Source organism: Gordonia sp. 852002-50395_SCH5434458, assembly GCF_001665905.1.
Taxonomy (GTDB): Bacteria; Actinomycetota; Actinomycetes; order Mycobacteriales; family Mycobacteriaceae; genus Gordonia; species Gordonia jacobaea.
In genome coordinates this window covers 1-18,211 of record NZ_LZTC01000033.1, presented here as the reverse complement: position 1 = coordinate 18,211, position 18,211 = coordinate 1, and the positions used below count along the sequence as shown (strand labels likewise).

Annotated in this window: 16 protein-coding genes and 1 pseudogene; 5 read left to right on the top strand and 12 right to left on the bottom strand. The window is 62.7% G+C overall.

The genetic code is table 11. The features are described 5' to 3' along the window. Window positions 1–15: 15 nt before the first annotated feature. Complete coding sequence (locus A5785_RS06290; RefSeq protein WP_231894338.1) at window positions 16–1,299, top strand: acyltransferase family protein; 1,284 nt, start codon at window positions 16–18, stop codon at window positions 1,297–1,299. A 15-nt stretch (window positions 1,300–1,314) separates the two neighbouring features. Beyond that, window positions 1,315–1,878, top strand: a complete 564-nt coding sequence (locus tag A5785_RS06285) for a YdcF family protein (protein WP_231894339.1) — start codon at window positions 1,315–1,317, stop codon at window positions 1,876–1,878. A gap of 7 nt (window positions 1,879–1,885) precedes the next feature. Here the strand turns inward: A5785_RS06285 and A5785_RS06280 are convergent, their stop codons facing one another. Further along, window positions 1,886–2,320 (bottom strand): hypothetical protein, encoded by a 435-nt coding sequence (locus A5785_RS06280; RefSeq protein ID WP_049698653.1) that lies wholly within the window; start codon window positions 2,318–2,320, stop codon window positions 1,886–1,888. After that, a complete protein-coding gene (locus tag A5785_RS23235; protein ID WP_152930047.1) occupies window positions 2,317–2,499 on the bottom strand; it encodes a hypothetical protein in 183 nt (60 codons plus the stop codon). The genes A5785_RS06280 and A5785_RS23235 overlap by 4 nt, the downstream gene beginning before the upstream one ends. A gap of 746 nt (window positions 2,500–3,245) precedes the next feature. Here A5785_RS23235 and A5785_RS06270 point away from each other — a divergent pair. Continuing rightward, window positions 3,246–4,532, top strand: a complete 1,287-nt coding sequence (locus tag A5785_RS06270; protein WP_231895438.1) for a sugar transferase — start codon at window positions 3,246–3,248, stop codon at window positions 4,530–4,532. A 21-nt stretch (window positions 4,533–4,553) separates the two neighbouring features. Here the strand turns inward: A5785_RS06270 and A5785_RS06265 are convergent, their stop codons facing one another. The 10 genes from A5785_RS06265 to A5785_RS06220 all read right to left on the bottom strand — a co-directional run bounded on the left by A5785_RS06265 (window position 4,554) and on the right by A5785_RS06220 (window position 15,741). After that, window positions 4,554–5,471, bottom strand: a complete 918-nt coding sequence (locus tag A5785_RS06265) for a sialate O-acetylesterase (protein WP_049700851.1) — start codon at window positions 5,469–5,471, stop codon at window positions 4,554–4,556. Between the two features lie 12 nt (window positions 5,472–5,483). Next, entirely contained in the window at window positions 5,484–6,665 is a 1,182-nt protein-coding gene (locus tag A5785_RS06260; RefSeq protein ID WP_231894341.1) for a lipase family protein, read from the bottom strand. Between the two features lie 8 nt (window positions 6,666–6,673). After that, a complete protein-coding gene (locus tag A5785_RS06255; RefSeq protein ID WP_064865271.1) occupies window positions 6,674–8,266 on the bottom strand; it encodes a cellulase family glycosylhydrolase in 1,593 nt (530 codons plus the stop codon). Next, window positions 8,263–9,306, bottom strand: a complete 1,044-nt coding sequence (locus tag A5785_RS06250) for a cellulase family glycosylhydrolase (protein WP_231894342.1) — start codon at window positions 9,304–9,306, stop codon at window positions 8,263–8,265. Before A5785_RS06250 ends, A5785_RS06255 begins: the two co-directional genes overlap by 4 nt. 177 nt (window positions 9,307–9,483) lie before the next feature. Continuing rightward, complete coding sequence (locus A5785_RS06245; RefSeq protein WP_064865268.1) at window positions 9,484–10,611, bottom strand: glycosyltransferase family 4 protein; 1,128 nt, start codon at window positions 10,609–10,611, stop codon at window positions 9,484–9,486. After that, window positions 10,599–11,891 (bottom strand): lipopolysaccharide biosynthesis protein, encoded by a 1,293-nt coding sequence (locus A5785_RS06240; protein WP_231894343.1) that lies wholly within the window; start codon window positions 11,889–11,891, stop codon window positions 10,599–10,601. Before A5785_RS06240 ends, A5785_RS06245 begins: the two co-directional genes overlap by 13 nt. Next, a complete protein-coding gene (locus tag A5785_RS06235; protein WP_064865261.1) occupies window positions 11,888–12,967 on the bottom strand; it encodes a glycosyltransferase in 1,080 nt (359 codons plus the stop codon). Before A5785_RS06235 ends, A5785_RS06240 begins: the two co-directional genes overlap by 4 nt. A gap of 28 nt (window positions 12,968–12,995) precedes the next feature. Further along, the gene (locus A5785_RS06230) at window positions 12,996–13,649 is read right to left on the bottom strand and encodes an acyltransferase (RefSeq protein ID WP_049700845.1); all 654 of its coding nucleotides are present in this window, start codon (window positions 13,647–13,649) and stop codon (window positions 12,996–12,998) included. Continuing rightward, on the bottom strand, window positions 13,646–14,632 hold the full coding sequence (locus A5785_RS06225; protein WP_064865258.1) for a GDP-mannose 4,6-dehydratase: 987 nt from the start codon (window positions 14,630–14,632) through the stop codon (window positions 13,646–13,648). Before A5785_RS06225 ends, A5785_RS06230 begins: the two co-directional genes overlap by 4 nt. Beyond that, window positions 14,629–15,741 (bottom strand): glycosyltransferase, encoded by a 1,113-nt coding sequence (locus tag A5785_RS06220; protein WP_064865255.1) that lies wholly within the window; start codon window positions 15,739–15,741, stop codon window positions 14,629–14,631. The genes A5785_RS06225 and A5785_RS06220 overlap by 4 nt, the downstream gene beginning before the upstream one ends. A gap of 755 nt (window positions 15,742–16,496) precedes the next feature. On the opposite strand from A5785_RS06220, the gene A5785_RS06215 reads away from it, so the two are divergent. Further along, the gene (locus A5785_RS06215) at window positions 16,497–17,489 is read left to right on the top strand and encodes a GDP-mannose 4,6-dehydratase (RefSeq protein WP_064865251.1); all 993 of its coding nucleotides are present in this window, start codon (window positions 16,497–16,499) and stop codon (window positions 17,487–17,489) included. Window positions 17,490–17,995: 506 nt separating this feature from the next. After that, a pseudogene (locus A5785_RS23630) lies at window positions 17,996–18,211 on the top strand (hypothetical protein); the annotation flags it as partial.

The window sequence follows — 18,211 nt, the reverse complement described above, 5'->3', positions numbered from 1 at the left end:
TCAGGTCGTCACCGCATGCCTGAAAACAACACGCACAATCCCCCACAGATGCGGGACCCGCAGGTCACCGAGGCTAAGGACACCACCGAAGCCAAGCCTTTTCGAGCACGAATTCGCGGACTCGACGGTCCCCGCGGAATTGCGTGCATGCTCGTGCTGGCCCAACACGTCGGTGGCCACTATTCTCCGAACACGTTCTTTTCCGGCCACTTGCAGATATTCGGTCAATCCCTGATCTTCTTCTTCGCGCTCTCCGGATTTTTGCTGTATCTGCCCATTCTTCGCCGCCTGTTCACCGGTGGCCAGTCACAGCCTGACGTGGCGTCGTACACCCGACACCGAATACTGCGGGTATTCCCGGCATATCTGGTCATCTTCCTCGTCGCGAGCTATCTCATGCGGGCGGTATATCTGGAGAACGCTGCGGTCGCGGAATCAAGCGGGAAGTTCGCCGGAATCGGGATGATGACCGATCCGGCCATGATCGCGGCCAACCTCACGCTCGTGCAGAGCTACATCCCGTCGATGCTTCAAACGGGCATCAACCCGTCATGGTCGTTGACCATGGAGATCGTGTTCTACGTGGCATTGCCACTCATCGGCCTGCTGGTCTTCACGTTACGACGCCGATATGGGTGGAATCCGCTCTTGCTGGCCCTCATCGGCCCCGTTGTCCTGGTGATTCTGGGTACCGTCGGGAAGTTCTTTGCCCTGTGGCTCGCGAGCCGACTCGGCATCACCGACATCATCATGCAGAACTGGGGGCCCAACTGGGTTGCCGTCGTGCTGCGCAGCTTCATCGCTTCGTCCGACAACTTCGCATTCGGCATGATCGCCGCGATTCTGTTCGTCGGGGCAGAGACCGGACTCATCTCGCGTCGTCGCCTGAAACGAGTGCGACCATGGACCGGACTCGCCATCCTCCCGCTGATTCCGATCACCTATGTGCTCATCGCCATGGGCTCGCCCTTCTCCAGCACCGCGACGGCCCTCGCATCCGGTTTGATCATCTTGTTCATCGTCATTCCCTTTGCGCGCGGCGAGGATTCAGCATTTGCCCGGGCACTCGACTGGGCCCCGTTCGAGTACTGCGGCCGGGTATCACTGAGCATCTACCTGTGGCATTTTCCCGTGCTGTTGGTCCTGGGCAGGTGGGGATGGATGCACGGCGACACCTGGTCGGGCCTGGCGTTCAATTTCGTTGTGGTCAGTGCGGTGAGCATCGCGCTCGCGACGCTGTCGTTCTATTTCGTCGAGAAGCCTGCGATCAACTACGCCATTCGGGCCCGACGTCGCTGAGATGGTCCCGGTCCCGTGAGCGGCGGGGTGCGGGTGATCGGCATCCTGGTGGCCGCGCTGATGGTCGTGCAACTCGGCGGCGCCGTCGTCGGCTATCGCCTCTTCACCGATCCACCCACACAGCCGCCGGTCCATTCAGACGCCATTGTGGTGCTCGGCGGTGAGCATGATGGCCGCGAAGCTTTCGGAATCGACCTCGCCCGTGCAGGTTTCGCGGACACCGTACTGCTCTCCAACCCGTATCCGGACGACGACCCCACGATGCGTGCGGCCTGCCAGTCGTCGGACCGCCAGGTCAGGATCGTGTGTTTCACGCCGCGGCCGTCGACGACAACCGGCGAGGCGCTGTTCACGCGCGAGCAGGCGCGGGCCCATCACTGGAGCCGAGTGACGGTCGTGAGTTGGCGCCATCATCTGTTTCGCGCCGGTGTGATATTCCGGCAGTGCCTCGGCATCGACGTACAGCTCGTCGCAGTTCCCCGCACCTACCACTTCTCGCTGGGGGCTTGGGCTTTCGTCTACGCCTACCAGTTCGCCGGAACCACCCGGGCAGCGCTGACCGGGTGTCCGCCCGACTGACGGGTCCTCACCTCACTCCGGAGAAACCCTGACTCACAACGACGTATACGAGGACGGCAACAGACGCTACCGCGAGGATGTACAGCATCACGAGTGCCGCGGACTTCAGTGTCGACCACAGCAACTGCGTGACCTCCGAATCGCGTCGTCGGGATCCCGAGTCCATCGATTGGCGACGGGCGCGATTCGTCGTTGCGTCGACTGCCGCTGCCACAACCAACGCGTAGGGCGCGAGAACGGCACATCCGCCGAGCACCAGAACGGAACGCACCTGGCCGGAGAACGGCAGCCCCCACGCTGCGCCTGCACAGGCGGCGGCGAGCACGCCGAGGAGTAAAACTCTGCCGAGCGCATCGGACTCGCCTCGCGACGCCGAAAAATACCACCACACCACTGCCGCAACGAAACCCGTGAGCAGCAGTCCCGACACTTCGACGATCATCGCTGCGACACCACCCGGCCGGCGACGTAGGCAATCACCGACGCAGGTGGAGTAATCGCGAGGACCACCAGCCCCTGCCAGATGGGGTAGTACATCAGCCCGAGCACTGCGGTCGAGGCAAAACCCGACAGCCCAACCGCGATTCCCGTCACGAAGAACTCCGAGCGCTGCCCGGACATGCGAACAAGCGCATAAATGAAGCAAGCACATATGGGCGCTACCGTCGCAATTACGATCGGCGACACCGGAAAGTACCGATCGATGAGATATCGCCCGGCCGCAGCGCACGCCGCACCGACACCCACCAGCACGGCCTGCCTTCGCATGGCATTCGTCACCGGCTTAGATCGCGATGCCACCACCGGGTCAGGCTACCCGATCTCAGGTTGTGCGGCCCGCCGAGCGCACCGCGCAGCACTTAATCGAAATAGTGACAGAGAACGTTACGCGTCCTATTTCACACCAATTCCGACTTGCACCGTGAGCGCGAATCGTTAGGATTTACTGAGAGGACGCTCGGCGTTGATGAAGTCCTTAAAAGCTCGATCACACATACACTCGATCGCTCTGCACCAAATCCTGACCTTCAATGAATTTGCGCCTGCAACAAATTTCCGCCTGACCGTCAGCAGGTGTCAGTAACAACCACTTACCCGTCGGAGGACTTGTGGCCATTCGTCCTTTGCCTTCATCACCCCGTACGGATAGTCCATACCCTCGGTATCTTCGGGTGTTTCGTCCGGCCGCATCTCCCGGCGACCGGTCATGGCTGGATCGGTATTCGTCCCGACTTCGCGCCACCGAGCTGATCATCGTCACAATCAGCGTGGCCTGCGCGACCGTCGCACGGTATGGCGGCCCGGCGGCAGAATACGGCGCGCCCCGACTGCTGAATCCGGTGGGAGATATTAACCTTCCATTCATCGTGCTTCCATTGGCTCTCATTGCACTATGGAGTACTGTTCTCAAGGTTTCGGGTACCTCCAGCCGACGGGTGATCGGCGCCGGACACGCGGAATACACCCGCATTCTCAAATCGAGTGTGATTGCGTTCGGCATCATCGCCATGCTCGACCTCGTCTTCAAGTTCGACGTGGCGCGTGGTTTCATCGCAATCGCCCTCCCCTTCGGCACTCTGGCACTGCTCATCGCACATTGGGTGTGGCGCAAAGCAATCGCGCGGCGATGGGAGAAGGGCGTCGACCAGCACCAGGTGTTGGTCGTCGGATCGAGTCGCTCCGCCGCGCCACTCATCGAACACCTCTCCGCTCATCCCCGGCTCGGTTACCAGGTGGTGGGGCTATGCGTTCCCGAGGATTCGTCGAAAGCGCACGCGTCGTCACTCGAAGTGGGCGAGCGCAAGGTTCCGATCATCGGAACCTTCGACGACGCCCGTGAGGCCGTGGCACTGTGCGGCGCGACCACAGTGGCAGTCACGTCCGCCGAGGTTCTGGGTCACTCCGCCATGCGGGAGCTGTCCTGGAGCATGGAGGGGATGAACGTCGATATCCTGGTGTCCCCGGGCGTCACCGACGTCGCCGGACCTCGGATGTCGGTCCGTCCGGTGGCCAACCTTCCGCTGCTGCACATCGAGAAGCCTCAGTATCACGGCGCCAACCGCCTGCTGAAGGCGACGGTCGACAGGGTCGGTGCCGCACTTCTGCTCTTGGCCTTCACTCCCGCGCTGATCGTGGTGTCGATCGCAATCAAGCTCAACTCTCGCGGTCCCGTCTTCTATCGGGCAGAACGCATAGGACTCAACAACATTCCGTTCCACATGTGGAAGTTCCGGTCGATGGTCGTGGACGCCGACAGGCTGCGTAGCCAACTCGCCGACCAGAACGAAGGGAACGGGGTGCTGTTCAAGATCCGGGACGATCCGCGGGTCACCCGGGTGGGAGCGTTCCTACGCCGGTACAGCATTGACGAGATCCCGCAGCTCTTCAACGTCTTGTTCGGTTCCATGAGCCTCGTCGGGCCGCGTCCTCCCCTGCGTGAAGAGGTCGACACCTACGACGACCCGACGTCGCGCCGCATGCTCGTGCGTCCGGGGATGACCGGGCTGTGGCAGGTGTCCGGCAGGTCGGATCTGTCCTGGGAGCAGTCCGTCCGCCTCGACCTTTCCTACGTCGAGAACTGGTCGATCACACACGATCTGATGATCATGTGGAGGACGGCTCGCGCTGTGATCTCCAGCGACGGCGCGTACTGAAACCCAGCCGACAGGCCGGTTTCAGCGAGACTCTCCTATCGACGACAGCTCGGCATACGCCGCATACATTCGGTCACCCAGTTCCCGCTGACCGGCGCGGCTGTAGTGGATGATCTCGGTCGGCAACTTGGCCATACCGATGGGTCCCGGCACAAAAGCGCAGCTATCGACTGTCCGTGGCAGGGTCCTGTGCACGTCGTCGATGCCCGCATACTCGGCGCGTCGACTCTCGATCTCCTCGGGAACCATCTGGCCGAGGACGAATGGAGCATCGCCGAAGCGAGACCGGAGCCCGGTGACAACGGACTCGAGTCGCGCTCGATAGGCATCGGGCGCCAGCAGCGGGACGTCGGACTCGCCCTGGTGCCAGAGAAACGCAGCTACCCGAGCGGATGGCCCCGCCGCCGCCAGTGCGCCTTCTATCTGCGTCACCGCGAACGTGAACAGGTTGACCCGCGCCGACGTATCAGCAGGGTCCCAGCTGTAACCATTCTTGGGATAGAACGACGTGTCACCACGCCCGCACGGAACGAGCAGCACCGGCCGACCGGTGTCGGCCGCCAAGTGTTCGCCGAACGACCGGCCGAAACCGACGCCGCCCGCGGGTATCTCATGCAGTAGCGGGTCTGTGGCAAGCAGGATTTGTCCCTTACGTCTTCCGCACCCAGGCCACTGGTGTACGGGTAGCGTTCCCGGCGACATGTCATCCGGCTGGACTTCGTTGTCGCCCACCGCATTCGACTGGCCGAGAATCGGGACCACCAGATACGGGGAGTCGACCTGTGGCGCAGGCTCGCCGGCCGCCAGCAGCCGCAGCACCTTGTCCTTGGCTCGGCGCACCGCCTGTTCTCGTCGACCGGAATCGCCGTGACGCGCCAACTGATCGGGTGAACCCGGCGTCAGATCGAATGCGGGTGTGGCTGTGTTCGGTTCCTGCACGGTCTCATCCGATCAACAGTTGTTGGGGGCCGGCTTTCCGGCGAATCGGTCGAGCAGCCAAGGGATCACAGCATCGCCGTTGATGTCTCCGTGCCCCTTGCCCGGCTGCCGATCGATGGTGATCGTATCTCCCAACTCACACGCGCGCCGGATGGCGGCGTCGGTCCACGCGACGTCGATGAAGGTGTCGGCCGTCCCGTAGGTGATCTGCAGCGGTGCCGCGGAACGGTTCTTCGGCAGCGCGTATGCAGCAAGTACATCCCGCAACTGTTGTGCCGCAGCCGGATTCTGCGGACCGATATCGTGCGGTCCGAGGTTCTTGGCGATCTCGTCTCGCCGTTTGGCGAGCGACCTGTCGCACGCCGACAACGTGTTCCAGCCCTCGACAGCTGCACCCTTGCGGAAGTCGTCGCGATGGAAGTTCGGGTCCATACGCGCTCGGGATTCGACGATCCATTGCAGCACAAGCTGTTGGTCGCGGGTAAGGGTCCCGGCGAGCGCCTTGTCGACGAGCCCGGTGAGGTCTGCCGCAGGTACGAGCGCCGACGCTCCGAGCAGGTCGAGTTCCGGCGCATACGATGGCGCTGCATCTGCCGCCCCCCACACCGCACCGCCTCCCTGTGATCCGCCGTATGCCGCCCACCGCTTCGACGATTCCGGGAACACCGTGCGCAATGCACGCACCGAGTCGATCACATTGTGGCCCTCGGTGACGTTGTCGAGGTAAGGGTGCACTCCCGGCGCTCCGAGACCCTGGTAATCAGGCACTGCCACAGCGTATTTCGCACTTGTCAGGCCCAGCGCAAGCGCCGCAGCACCATCCATACCCGAGCTGCTCGACGGCGCGCACGGCTGATTGATTCCGCTCGTCCCGTGGCCGAACGCGATGATCGGCCAACCCCCGGCCGGGGCGGCGCCGTCTGGTTTGAACACGGTCCCGGATACCCGCTGGATCACGCCGGAGGCATCACGCGAGGCGTAGAGAACGTGCACGGCATGGACTTTGGCGAGTTTCAGCCTGAGCGGAATATCGAAGACCTCGCGCGCCGAGATCACCGCGCCGGGAGCGTCGACGGTCTGGTGGATTCCCAGATCGTTGCTCCCACGATGAAGGAGCGGCCGCGCGATTGCCACCACTATGAGCAGCCCGAACACGGCCATGAGCACCACCACCGCGATGAGAAGGTTACGCACCCATTTCCTCACGAAAACCTCACCACCGCTTTACCTCCGGGCCTGTACACAATGGAACCGTTCTCGCACTGCACGATCGTCTCGCCGTCGATGACCTGCTGTTCGGCGACGGGATACCCCACGTCGGGCGACCAAGCCTTCAGCATCTCACCCGACAGCGAGTGGACTCCGGTTCCGGGTTTGTAGAACACCCTTGTGCCGCCGGGCGAATCGATGTCCTGCGTTGTCCCCGTGAACGCGCCCGACGGCGGGTAACCCAGGAGCGCAACGTAGTCGACCAGGACGGCAGGCACCGCGTAGCAGCCCGCTGACCCACATATCACCCGTCCCGAGGCGTACCGCTGCACCGTTTGGGCAATTCCTCTGCGCGAAGTCGTCTGATACACGGGTGTTCTCGCCTCGCCGAGCATGCTTGCGGCTTCCGCTGCGGCGGAGCGCACCCTGTCGACCGTCGGATTGCTGATCGTGTCCTGCGCGACAAGCGATTTCACCTTGGCGAAAGCGAGCTTGGGCGTGAAGTCCGAGCGCACGACTCCGTATGATGTCTCCGCAGCAACCGTGGTGTAGCCGAAGTCCGTTGTCGACCCGTTGTCGACGTCCGAAACCCCACGATCCACCAGTTCGTGAATGAAGACCGGACCGCCGTAGGGCAGTTGCGCCCAGTCTGCTGCCAACTCCGTGATCAGGCCTGCCTGGCGCGATTCACTGCCACCCGGGCCCCCCGAGGGGTAGCCGACCTCGGTGGCCCATATCTTTTGACCACCGTCGCCGCGTTCGACCATCTCGGCACGAATGTCAGCGAGCATCGACACGAGCGAGTCCCTGTTGTCCGCGTTGGCCGTCAGCCCGTTGGGGTAGCTGTAGGGATGCACCGACAACGCGTCGAAGTGTCCTCCGGCGCCCGCCCGATACATGCGATCGATGAACACTCGCGCATTCATGCTGACCTCGGTGTCTGGCGCCAATCCCACGGCACCCCCGATCACCAATGCCGCCGAATCCTCCGTCTTGATGGCGGTATGGGCAGCCCGCAGCATCGAGGTGTAGAACTCTGGGTCCGGTCCGGGACGGAAGTAGGGCGTTCCGTTTGGCTCGTTCCAGATCTCGTACGCCTTGATTCGTCCCTTGTAGCGCGACGCCACGGTTCCCGCGAAATCGCCGTACTCGGCCGCGGTGTTGGGGCGATACGTCACCAGGTCGCTGTGCCCCGATGCCCATGCGGGCGTGTAGTCGATGATGCCCAACACGTCGATACCGCTCGACCTCAGAGCGTTCACCACGCGATCCAACGGAGCCCAATTGAATACTCCCTCAGCGGGTTCCAGCAGCGGCCAGGACAAATCCAAACGCACCATACGAGCGCCGGAGTCGACAACCGTCGCGACGTACCGCCGCAGTTCGTCGTCGGATGCCCACAGCAACCGTCCGCCTCCGGAGAACGCCATTTCGGGCGTTGTGGGCGGCGGCGCCTGCACGTGCACCTTCTCCGAACCGCTCGTCTGATTCGACGTGCCCACCGCTCCACACGACACCGAGCTCACGACAGCGACCACCGCTGCGAGTGCGACGAGAAGGTGACGCGGGAGCGATACCCGGCTCACCGGATCTGGGATTTGACCGCCCAGAACGCCGGCTTCTTCGAGTTGTTGATACGCGTGACACCGAAGTTGTCTTCGACGTTCGACGGGTTGGAACCCGGATCCTGGATGCAGTGCAGGAACATCGGACCGATGTAGGGCCTCGACGCCCCTTCGCGCAGCGCACTCGTGAGGATCGCGCCTTGCGATGCGTCGCTCACCGCGCCGTTACCGGTACCTGTCGGTGCACCGAATTCGGTGATCCAGATCTTCTTTCCACCGTCGCCATTGGCGCGCATGATGTCGTACATCTGGGCAGTCTGCGCCCACCGCGCATTCGGGTCTCGGTCAGCGGTGAACGGGAACGTGTACGGGTGATCGGCAACAGCGTCCATGAAGCCTCGAGCGCCCGCCGCGTACATCTGCCTGAGGAACTCGACGGGTGGAGTCGTATATGCACCGAGGTTCAACGCCGTCGTACTCGCGAGTCCACCGCTGAGCACAGTCGAGGAAGGATCGATCGCCTTGATCCGCGGGTAGGCAGCGCGCAGTAGCGACGCATAGCGCGCGGGATCGACGGGCGTGAACATGTTGACGAGGTTGGGCTCGTTCCAGATCTCGTACGCATCGACCCTGTTGCCGAGATGGCGCGCCGCAGCCGCAGCGAAGTTGCCGAAGGCAGCCGCATTGGGCGGAGTGCCGGGTAGACCGTTACCGCCGGCCCACGTCGGCGCGCCGAGCAGAATGATGTCGACCCGGAATCCGCGCGCCTTGGCGCCATTCACCAGTCGGTCGGTGTTGGACCAATCGAACTTGCCGGGCGACGGCTCGATATCGGGCCAGTACGCGACCATCCTCGACCACGTAGCTCCCAACTCGGATGCCGAGTCGTATGTCGCAGACAACTGCGCATTCGACCTCTTGAGCGAATACCCGCCCTCGCTGAAACCGAACTCGGCTCGCGGGAAGGCGTGTGCTTGGCCGGACGTGGCAGTCGTGAGGGCACCAACGACTGCGACCAGGAGCGCTATCACCATCATCGGCCGTGCCCAGCGAGGGGCCACACGGGAGACACCCCCCTTCTTCAACGCCGAAGGGCCTTCGTGATCTCGTCGTTCGATCGCCTTCATTGCGATATCCAGTCCTTGTTCGTGAATGTGAGGAGTTCGTGAATGTGAGAGGTTCGTGAATGTGAGGGGTTCGTGACTGTGGCCGGTCGTGACTGTGGTGGTTCCATGATCTCATCTGCCTGCGGGCACGGGGCTACGAGCAATTAAACCGAGCACGGACTCCTGCGGCACGCCCGCGTCCCACCGCGAGGCATTCCTTTCATACAGTTCCGACCCGTTCTTCGTCGAATAATCGGTTTCCAGGAGAAACCGTCGACACTCGGCGATGAATTCGTCGTCAGAATCACACGGGTCGAGGCCCAGCACCGGCCCGAGTGATCCGATCGCGGCCGACGTCCCCACAACGGGGAGGCCCTTGGCCGCGGCCTCGAGGATCTTGACCCGCACACCGCCACCGGTCGAGACCGGCGCTATCAGCGCGCGGCACGTACCCAAGAACTCTTGCAGATCGTCGACGAAACCCAGGTCCCGAACCCCGTCGGGATACTCCGGATCGGCAGCGCCCGGCTTCTTCGCCCCGATAATGCACAGTTCGGCGTCGCTGATGCCCTCAGAGATCCTCGGCCACAGTCGCAGGGCTGTGAGGAATGCTTCCTGGTTGGGAGGCCAGTCTCTCGTTCCCATGAACACCAATCGCCTCGCGGTGCTCGTCAGATCCAATCGGGGCGCAGGAGGCAATGTCAGGTCGATCCAGCGCGCCAGTGGAACTCCCTGGCTCCGATAGAACTCGGCCTCTTCGCGATCGTAGGTTCCGACGGCGTCCGCAGCCCTCGCCACACGGACCTCGTCCCGCAGTATTCGTGGCGCCTCCACCCGCCCAACCCAGCCGCGGGTCGCCTTCCAGACCTCCGACTCGGTGTTCACCGTGTTGACCACGAACGGGGTGTTGCCCGCATGCCGAGAGCGGAGAAACGACTCGGCCATATAGCTGTGCTCAGCGATGAAGACATCCGATTCGCGCGAGTTGATCTCGGCCACAAGCGCTTCGACGTCGTAACGCACATGGCAGAGGCTCTGCATACGCCGCGCGCTACGAGCCAGCAGCGAGCGAGCACTGACGGGCGGCTTGGGCACGCGCGTCACGCTGCGGTCCTCAGCCGGGCCCGTCTCCCCGGATAAACACACTGCCTCGACGTCGTAGTGCTCGGACGCGATCCCGAGCAAGATGCGCGACAGTGCGATGTCGCCACCATGCTCGGTCGTCGGATCCTTGGAGAGCAGAAAAGTTACCCGCTCCATAGCACCCCCCTCTCGTTTTCAAGCTCTTCACGACGATGTCGACCGCCACGTTCCGGCGCTGGCGTCTCTGGGATGTCGCCCGATTCCAGCATCTCTGGGGTGTCGCCCAATTCCAGTGGGCCAGAACGAGAGGCCCGGCTGAGGACCACGAGCAGCAGTGCGTCGGCGACGACCGACGCGATCGCGCCCGAGACAGCACCCAGCCCAGCCATCGCCAAGACGGCCACCAGTCCGAGTTTGACCGGCGCGACAGCGCCTGCCGAGATGGTGCGCACGGCGTCGCGCCGTTGGAGATACAGAAGCGTCGTATAGACGAAGTTGAACACTCGCAGGAACACGAACGCCGACATCACGATCATTGACACGGCCAGCTGGGTGGCCACCGGAGTGAACAGGAGCACCACGCCCACAGTCAGAAGTACCAGCGACGCCCCTGTTGCCACGACCAACACGTGCTTCTTGGGCGGCCCGGCGGATGCGTGTCCTCCTGCGGCTCGCAGCTTCTCGTGGTAGGTCACGCCGAACGATTGACCGACCTGTGCGACCGCCCAGGCGAATGTGCTCGCCACCGAGTAGTAGCCGGCCACATCGCTGTTCGTGAGGAATCCCAACAGCAGGATGTCGCCCTGGATGTACACCGCGTTGGCAAGGTGTTCGGTGAACAGCACCGCGATGATGCGCGGAGTGCCGGGAGCCTTCGGCGCGACGCCCCAGACCATCCGAATCGAGGCGCAGGCGATCACCAGATACGGTGCGGCATAGAGCAAACTGGCGCCGACGAGGCTTGGCTGCGGAGCCAGCATGAGGTAGCCCGTACCGAGCGCGATACTGGTCGTTTGCCGGATCGTATCCATCCGCATGACGCGGTGCGGGTCGCCGTCGCGGAAGGCACGGCTCTTGTAGGCGTTGAAGACGATCTCGCCGCCGCCGACGAGCAACGCGAACCATGCGAGGTAATTGACCGGGATGAGCGCCACTCCGGCGGCCATTGCCGTCAGACCGACCAGAACCCGGCCCGATCGTTCCGAAAGGAAGCGGGACTCACTCTCGCGAATGGCGCGGACACTGAACGGGTTGTCGACGGGAGCCGCTGCGATAGCGGCAAGGGCGAACGCCATGGCGTACTGCCCGTATCCGCCGATGCCGAGCTTGGCGATCAGGATCAACGTCCACAGCAGTCCGATCCCACGCCCGCCGTACGTCCACATCGCCGCGACGAGTGCCTTCGTGAGATGCGAATGCGACTGTGCCAGTGTGCGAGCCGCCGCGAACCGGCTCACCGCGACCACGTTTCCACGAGCGCTTCCGCGATCTGCTTGGGCGTGCGTTCCTTGCACAGGCGCACGAGCTCATCGTGGAGGGTTCCGATTCGGGCCGGGTCGTCGAGCAACTGTGCGGCCTGCTGAGCCATGAGACCGGCGAGGTCGTCCGCTTCCCCGGAGACGACGATGGCTCCACCCTCGGCGCCGAGTTCACCGAGCGCGCCGTGATCGGTCGAAACGTAGGGCGTTTGATGGGAAATGCTCTGTGCCGCAACAGCTGACGCCGGATATGCGATTCCGTACGGGCTGCGTCGCCCATACGGCATCAGCAGCGCCTGGATGGAGCCGAAGAAGTCTGCGAGCTCGTCCTCATCGAGCGTGCCGAGGACGGTGACGCCCGGTGACGACGGAATCGACTCCGTTCCACGGCCCGCGATGCGGACCTCGATGTCGTCGGGCAGCACCTCGCGGATTCGGGAAATGTGTTCAAAACCCTTGCCTCGGTACACAATCCCGAAGAGCCCCACCGCACGCGGACGCAACGAGGGCTCGGGGAGTTCGACGCTCGTGGTGGTCGGATGGTAGGTCCGCGCCACGGTTGCCCCGGGGAAGCGGCCGCGAATCGACTCAGCGCCGATCTCACTGAGCGCAAAGTACTCACGTCGAGCGCCGAGGTACTTCTCGATCTGATGCGACACCGGGCGCGCACCGAAATGCAGGCCGTGGTTGAGCACCCTGCGGTCCGCAAGGAACTTCGTCCGAAACGGCCACCACACCAGATTCGGCGGATCATGGACAACGGCCGTCGAGCGAACGCCCAGACGCGCAGTTGGCCACAGGGATTCGACGGAACCGCCGGACAGCTCGCTGTGCACGACCACGTCGCGACCACCCGCACCGGCGATCGCCTCGACGATCTGTGCACGACGCGCGCGCAGTTGTGCGACTGTGTCCGATCCCGGCTTACCGTGGCGGATCTCGACGACGTCGGGGACCAGGTCACGAATCGCAGGCAACAAGAGATCAGCAAATGCGCCGACGCCACCCGCAGCCGTCTCCGGCGCAACATAGATCACCCGTAGTCCTGCGTTCACAGCAGCGGCATCCTCTCCGGTCCGACCGTCAGTACAGCAGCGGCCGATAAAACGGCCGGTACTGCAACGCATCGGGATCGCGCATAGAGCGAACCTTCGCAGGCACACCGGCAACCATCTCGAGGTCGTTCACCGACTTCGTCACCAGCGCGCAGGCACCAACCACCGCGCCTCGGCCGATGTCGACGTTCGCGAGCACGGTCGACCGACTTGCCAGCCACACGTAGTCGCCGATCCGCACCGGATTGAGAATCGGCGCAAAGGTGGGGCTGTTGGGATCGTGGTGCCCGGCGATGATCTGCGTGTCCGACGCGATGACCACGTTGTCGCCGATCAGAATGCCCGATCGAGCGTCGAACAGGCATCGGAATCCGATGGAGCAGTAGTCGCCGATCCGCACCTGGTCGATGTCGAAGAAGAGGCAGCCACGAAGAATCGACGTCCCCTTCCCGATCTTCGCACCGAAGGCTCGCAGAAAGCCCTGTCGCACAGTGTGCGACGGGATGTGCGTGATCAACGAGTTGTAGAGCAGGATGCCGATCCTGTTGCGCGCCTTGCCCAACTTGCTGATGTCGTTGAAGTCGTAGCGCGGCGTGAAGTCGTCTCGCTGCGGCAGCGTGATCGTCGGCTCGCTCTGCTCAGAACCCGTTGATTCGTCCTGCCGGGCGCTTTCCACCGTCATGCCATCTCTTTCTGCGCGTAGTGATTGACCATGGACTCAACGATTTGTTCGAAGGTCCGCGTCGGTGCCCAATTCAACTCGGTACGCAACCGCGTCGAGTCGCCGACGAGCACGGCGGCGTCGTTGGGTCGCCCGAGGTTGTCTGCCACCTCGACTCGCTCTGCCCAATCCTCGATACCGACGGAAGCGAAGGCGGCGGCAACGAAGTCGGCGACCGAATGCAGCGTTCCGGTAGCGACCACGTAGTCCTCGCCGCGTCCGGTCAGTGCAACCCGACGCATCGCGTCCACGTAGTCGGGCGCCCACCCCCAGTCACGCTGAGCGCTCAGGTTGCCCAGTGAGAGCGTCTCGGGGCTTCCGGCCCCGATCCGTGCAACTGTTTCCGCGATCCGGCCGGTCACAAAGGTGTTGGGGCGCTTGGGCGATTCGTGGTTGAACAAGATCACATTCGACGCGGCGAGCCCCTTGGCTCGATAGGCAACACAGAGTGTGTGACCGAGCGCCTTGGATGCGCCGTACGGTGTGATCGGTGCGATCGGGGCCGTCTCGTCGATCGGAACGCGGCCAGATCCCGCGAACACCTCTGCGCTCGAAGCGTTTACGAAAGTGACGGGTTTACCCGACACCTCCTGAAACCGAAGTGCCTCAGCGACCGCAACAGCCGTGCCCATGGAGTTGGTGCGAGTCGTGCCAACCGGGTCTTCCCACGACCGCGCAACCGAAGACACGCCGGCCAGGTGAAAGACGTGATCGGGCCGCACGGCGTCGAACAGCATTCGCATTCTGTCGCCATCGACCACATCGGCGACGTGGACGCCCACCCTGTTCGCGATCAGTTGTTCAACGGTCTCGTCCCCGATGTTCGGCTCGCGGTGAACCGTACCGTGCACTTCGAATCCCTCGGCCTTGAGCAACTGGCTCAGATACCAGCCGTCCTGGCCCTCGACACCCGTGATGAGCGCTATCGGCGCTGACGTACTCATGCGTACTGCACCAGCTTGTCGACGTGGTGCCGCATCTCCGAACTGAACATCTCTTCACTGAACTGGGACGTGTGGTTCGCGATCACGCGTGGATCCCATTCGATCTCTTCCAACGCGGTCACCGCCTGAGCAATCGAGCGCGGATCGGGATTGTCGAAGTAGACGCCGGTCACACCTTCGACGACGGTGTCCAAGAAGCCGCCCCAACGCAGCACAGCGCAGGGCTTTCCGTAAATCGCGCCCTCGAGAGGCGTGAGTCCATAGTCTTCGAGACTCGCCGCAACCACTGCTCGGCAGTGTCGATACAGCCACGACATCTGCGCGTCCGAAAGGTCCTGGAGAAAGGTCACATTCGGAAGATTTTTTGCCACAAGCGCGTCGCGTTCAGGCCCACGACCGACTACGACGAGCTTGCGTCCACTGCCGGCGAAAGCATCGAGCACCTTGTCCACGTTCTTGTAGGCCAACAATCGAGACACGCACAGGTAGTACGAGTCCTCTTCTCGCACAAGCGGCTCGATCTCACGGACCGTTTCCATCGCGGAATCCGGCAGTGCGGTGAGTGTGACCGGCGCTGGCAGTACGGCCGCGTCGAGTCCGTACACGTCGTTGATTCTGCCGGCGACGGCGCGTGAGATGGCGAGGTACTGATCACACTGCGCTGCTGCTCTACGGTCCCAGCGACGTAGTGACGACGCCATGAGTGCCAGCGTGACACGCTTTGCCAGTCCGGCCCCGTCACCGAGATACGCATCGGTCTGGTAGAGCCATCGGGCAGGCGAATAGCAGTACACGATCTTGCGCCCGGTCGTCTGAAATCCGTGTGCCCAGCCGCTGGAACTCGCGATCACGACATCTGCGTCGATCTTTACCGACCGTGCCGCAGGCGGCAACGCGAGGAGTGCCGCTCGATGGTTTCGACGCAACGGGCCAACGTGGTTGAGGAAGCTCGGCCGGATATCCATGGAGGAAAACTCCGGATACGTACCATCCGCGTCGAAGAGGGTGGTGTAGATGGGCGCGTCAGGGAACGCTTTTGCCAGAGCCAAGACAACCTTCTCGGCGCCACCCCTTTGCGTGAGGTAGTCGTGGGCTATTGCGAGGCGCATGATTTCTTAGAAACCGCCATTCGTGGACGTTGACTTCAAGAGCGGAATACACAGTGTTCAGAACGGTTTCATCGTTGAAACCGCCGACCATCTCCCGATACACACCGCGCAAGCGTAACCCAGTCGTGGAAACTATTCGCTCCAGCAAGCGGCTCCGCCATAAAAGCCCGGCGCCCAAAATGCTTGACACGCGCAGCCGAACGAATCGGACATTATGGCCATCTACACGTGTCTATCACACCATTCGGCACGAGAATGGAGTTCGTTACCGCCATGTGCGCACCGTCACTATTTAGCACTGACATCGGCAAACGAAGTCCGCACGCGACGCGTCGAACCAGCTCACCGCATGTTTCCATCGGGTGAACGGGAGGAAACTTCTTGGGTGCGACGCGCCGAGCGTTGCGCGCCCGATCGACGTCGCGAGCTACAAGCCAAACACAAAGCCCAGGCGCCGATACCGCAAGTTTTCTGTGAGGTTGAGTGCACGAATTCGCCACCCCAGGCCCACCTGAGCATACGAAACGTGCCTTAGGCATTAAGTCCATATCGTCGCGATAGTCGCGAATGTTTCAGGTTTCCTGATACGGTTTTGCCATCTCCTGTGACTACTGCCACTGCGCTTGCCGAGGTGGCGAAAATCGGTTGTAATTCAAGCGCGCACACTATGCAGACTCTCCTGTTGCTCCTGCCTAGTCCAAACCTTCAGACGCCGGATCGCTACGGCTGCTGGCAAGCATTGAGGTGAACACACGTTGAAAACCGCACTGATCACGGGCGTGACCGGCCAGGACGGGCTCTATCTCTCTGAGTTGCTGCACGAGAAGGGCTACGAGGTCTACGGACTGATCCGTGGGCAGAACAACCCCAAGCTGCCGGCACTGCGACGCAGCCACCCATACGTGAAGATCCTCAGCGGCAACCTTCTCGACCTGGCCAGCCTCATCAGGGCACTGGCAAAGGCTCAGCCCGACGAGGTGTACAACCTTGGCGCGGTGTCGTTTGTCGCGTACTCCTGGGACAACGCCGAATTGACCAGTGCGGTAACGGGTCTCGGTGTTCTCAATATGCTCGAGGCCGTGCGCTTCTACTCCGACGACTCCGGCAAGGACGTGCGCTTCTACCAAGCGTCGAGCTCGGAGATGTTCGGCAAGGTGCAGGACGTACCCCAGCGTGAGTCGACGCTGCTCTGGCCGCGCTCGCCCTATGGCGTCGCCAAAGTCTACGGGCACTACATGACGATCAACTATCGCGAGTCGTACGGCATGCACGCGAGCTCGGGCATTCTGTTCAACCACGAATCACCGCGACGCGGGCCCGAGTTTGTGACCAGGAAGGTCTCACAGGCTGTGGCTCGCATCAGCCTGGGCCTTCAGGACAAGCTCGTGCTGGGCAACTTGGACGCGAAGCGCGACTGGGGCTTCGCCGGAGACTACGTCGACGCCATGTGGCGGATGCTCCAGCAGGACGAGGCCGACGACTACGTCATCTCGACCGGAGAGACACACACGATCCGCGAGTTGCTCGACGTCGCTTTCGAGACCGTCGGCATCACCGACTGGGAGCGCTACGTCGAGACCGACCCCCAGTTCTTCCGCCCCGCGGAGGTCGATCTCCTCATCGGCGACTCCACCAAGGCACACGAGAAGCTCGGCTGGAAACCTCGCGTCGACTTCAAGTCACTGGTCCGGATGATGGTGGAGTCCGACGTCGCCATCGAGGCGCCCAGCCCCGCCGTCGCCATCTGACACGTCGCCGGCTGACACTTCGGTCGCCATCCTGGTCCGTCCAGTGCAGAAACCCGGGGAAGAAGTTCTTCCCCGGGTTTTGTGGGTTTCCGTGGGTAGTTTCGCGGAGAAACGTCGACAACTCGGGGAAAGAACCCTTCCCCTACTTTCTGCACGGGTCCGAGCCCGCCCCAACCCAACCCGACGACGCGGCGGAAGCGTCGACGAACAGGCAGTCACGGCCAAGCGTCGGCCGCCGTGAGCGCCGTAGCCGCGAACCTCGACCTTGCCGACCCCGATCTCGCATCGCACAGAGCGGCCCGTCGAGCCGAACAAGGTGTCGACCTTCCGATTTCGGGACCGGTCCACGAGCCGTAAGCGTATAGTGCGCAGCCAACCTGAAACCCCTCTGTGAATCCGCCGGTAGAATCCTCATAGCATTTCTTAGTTACCCCCCATTAACTCGACCGAATCGGTTTTCGTATCTACTCTGTAGCCTAGGGGGGCAACTGACAGGAATCTGCCCGATGCCCGCATCACGTCTCCGCACCAGGTCTTTAACACTCTGTGCCGCAGCACTTCTCGGCACAGGTTTGGTCGCCACAGAGTTTCCCACCATCGCTCCGGCGGCTAAATCTTCCGTTTCCCAGATTCGCACCGTCACATTGCCTTACACTATGGCAGCAGTTATCGATGAATCGTCAACTACCATAGGCATAGCCGACTCGTCGCTGTACTCGATG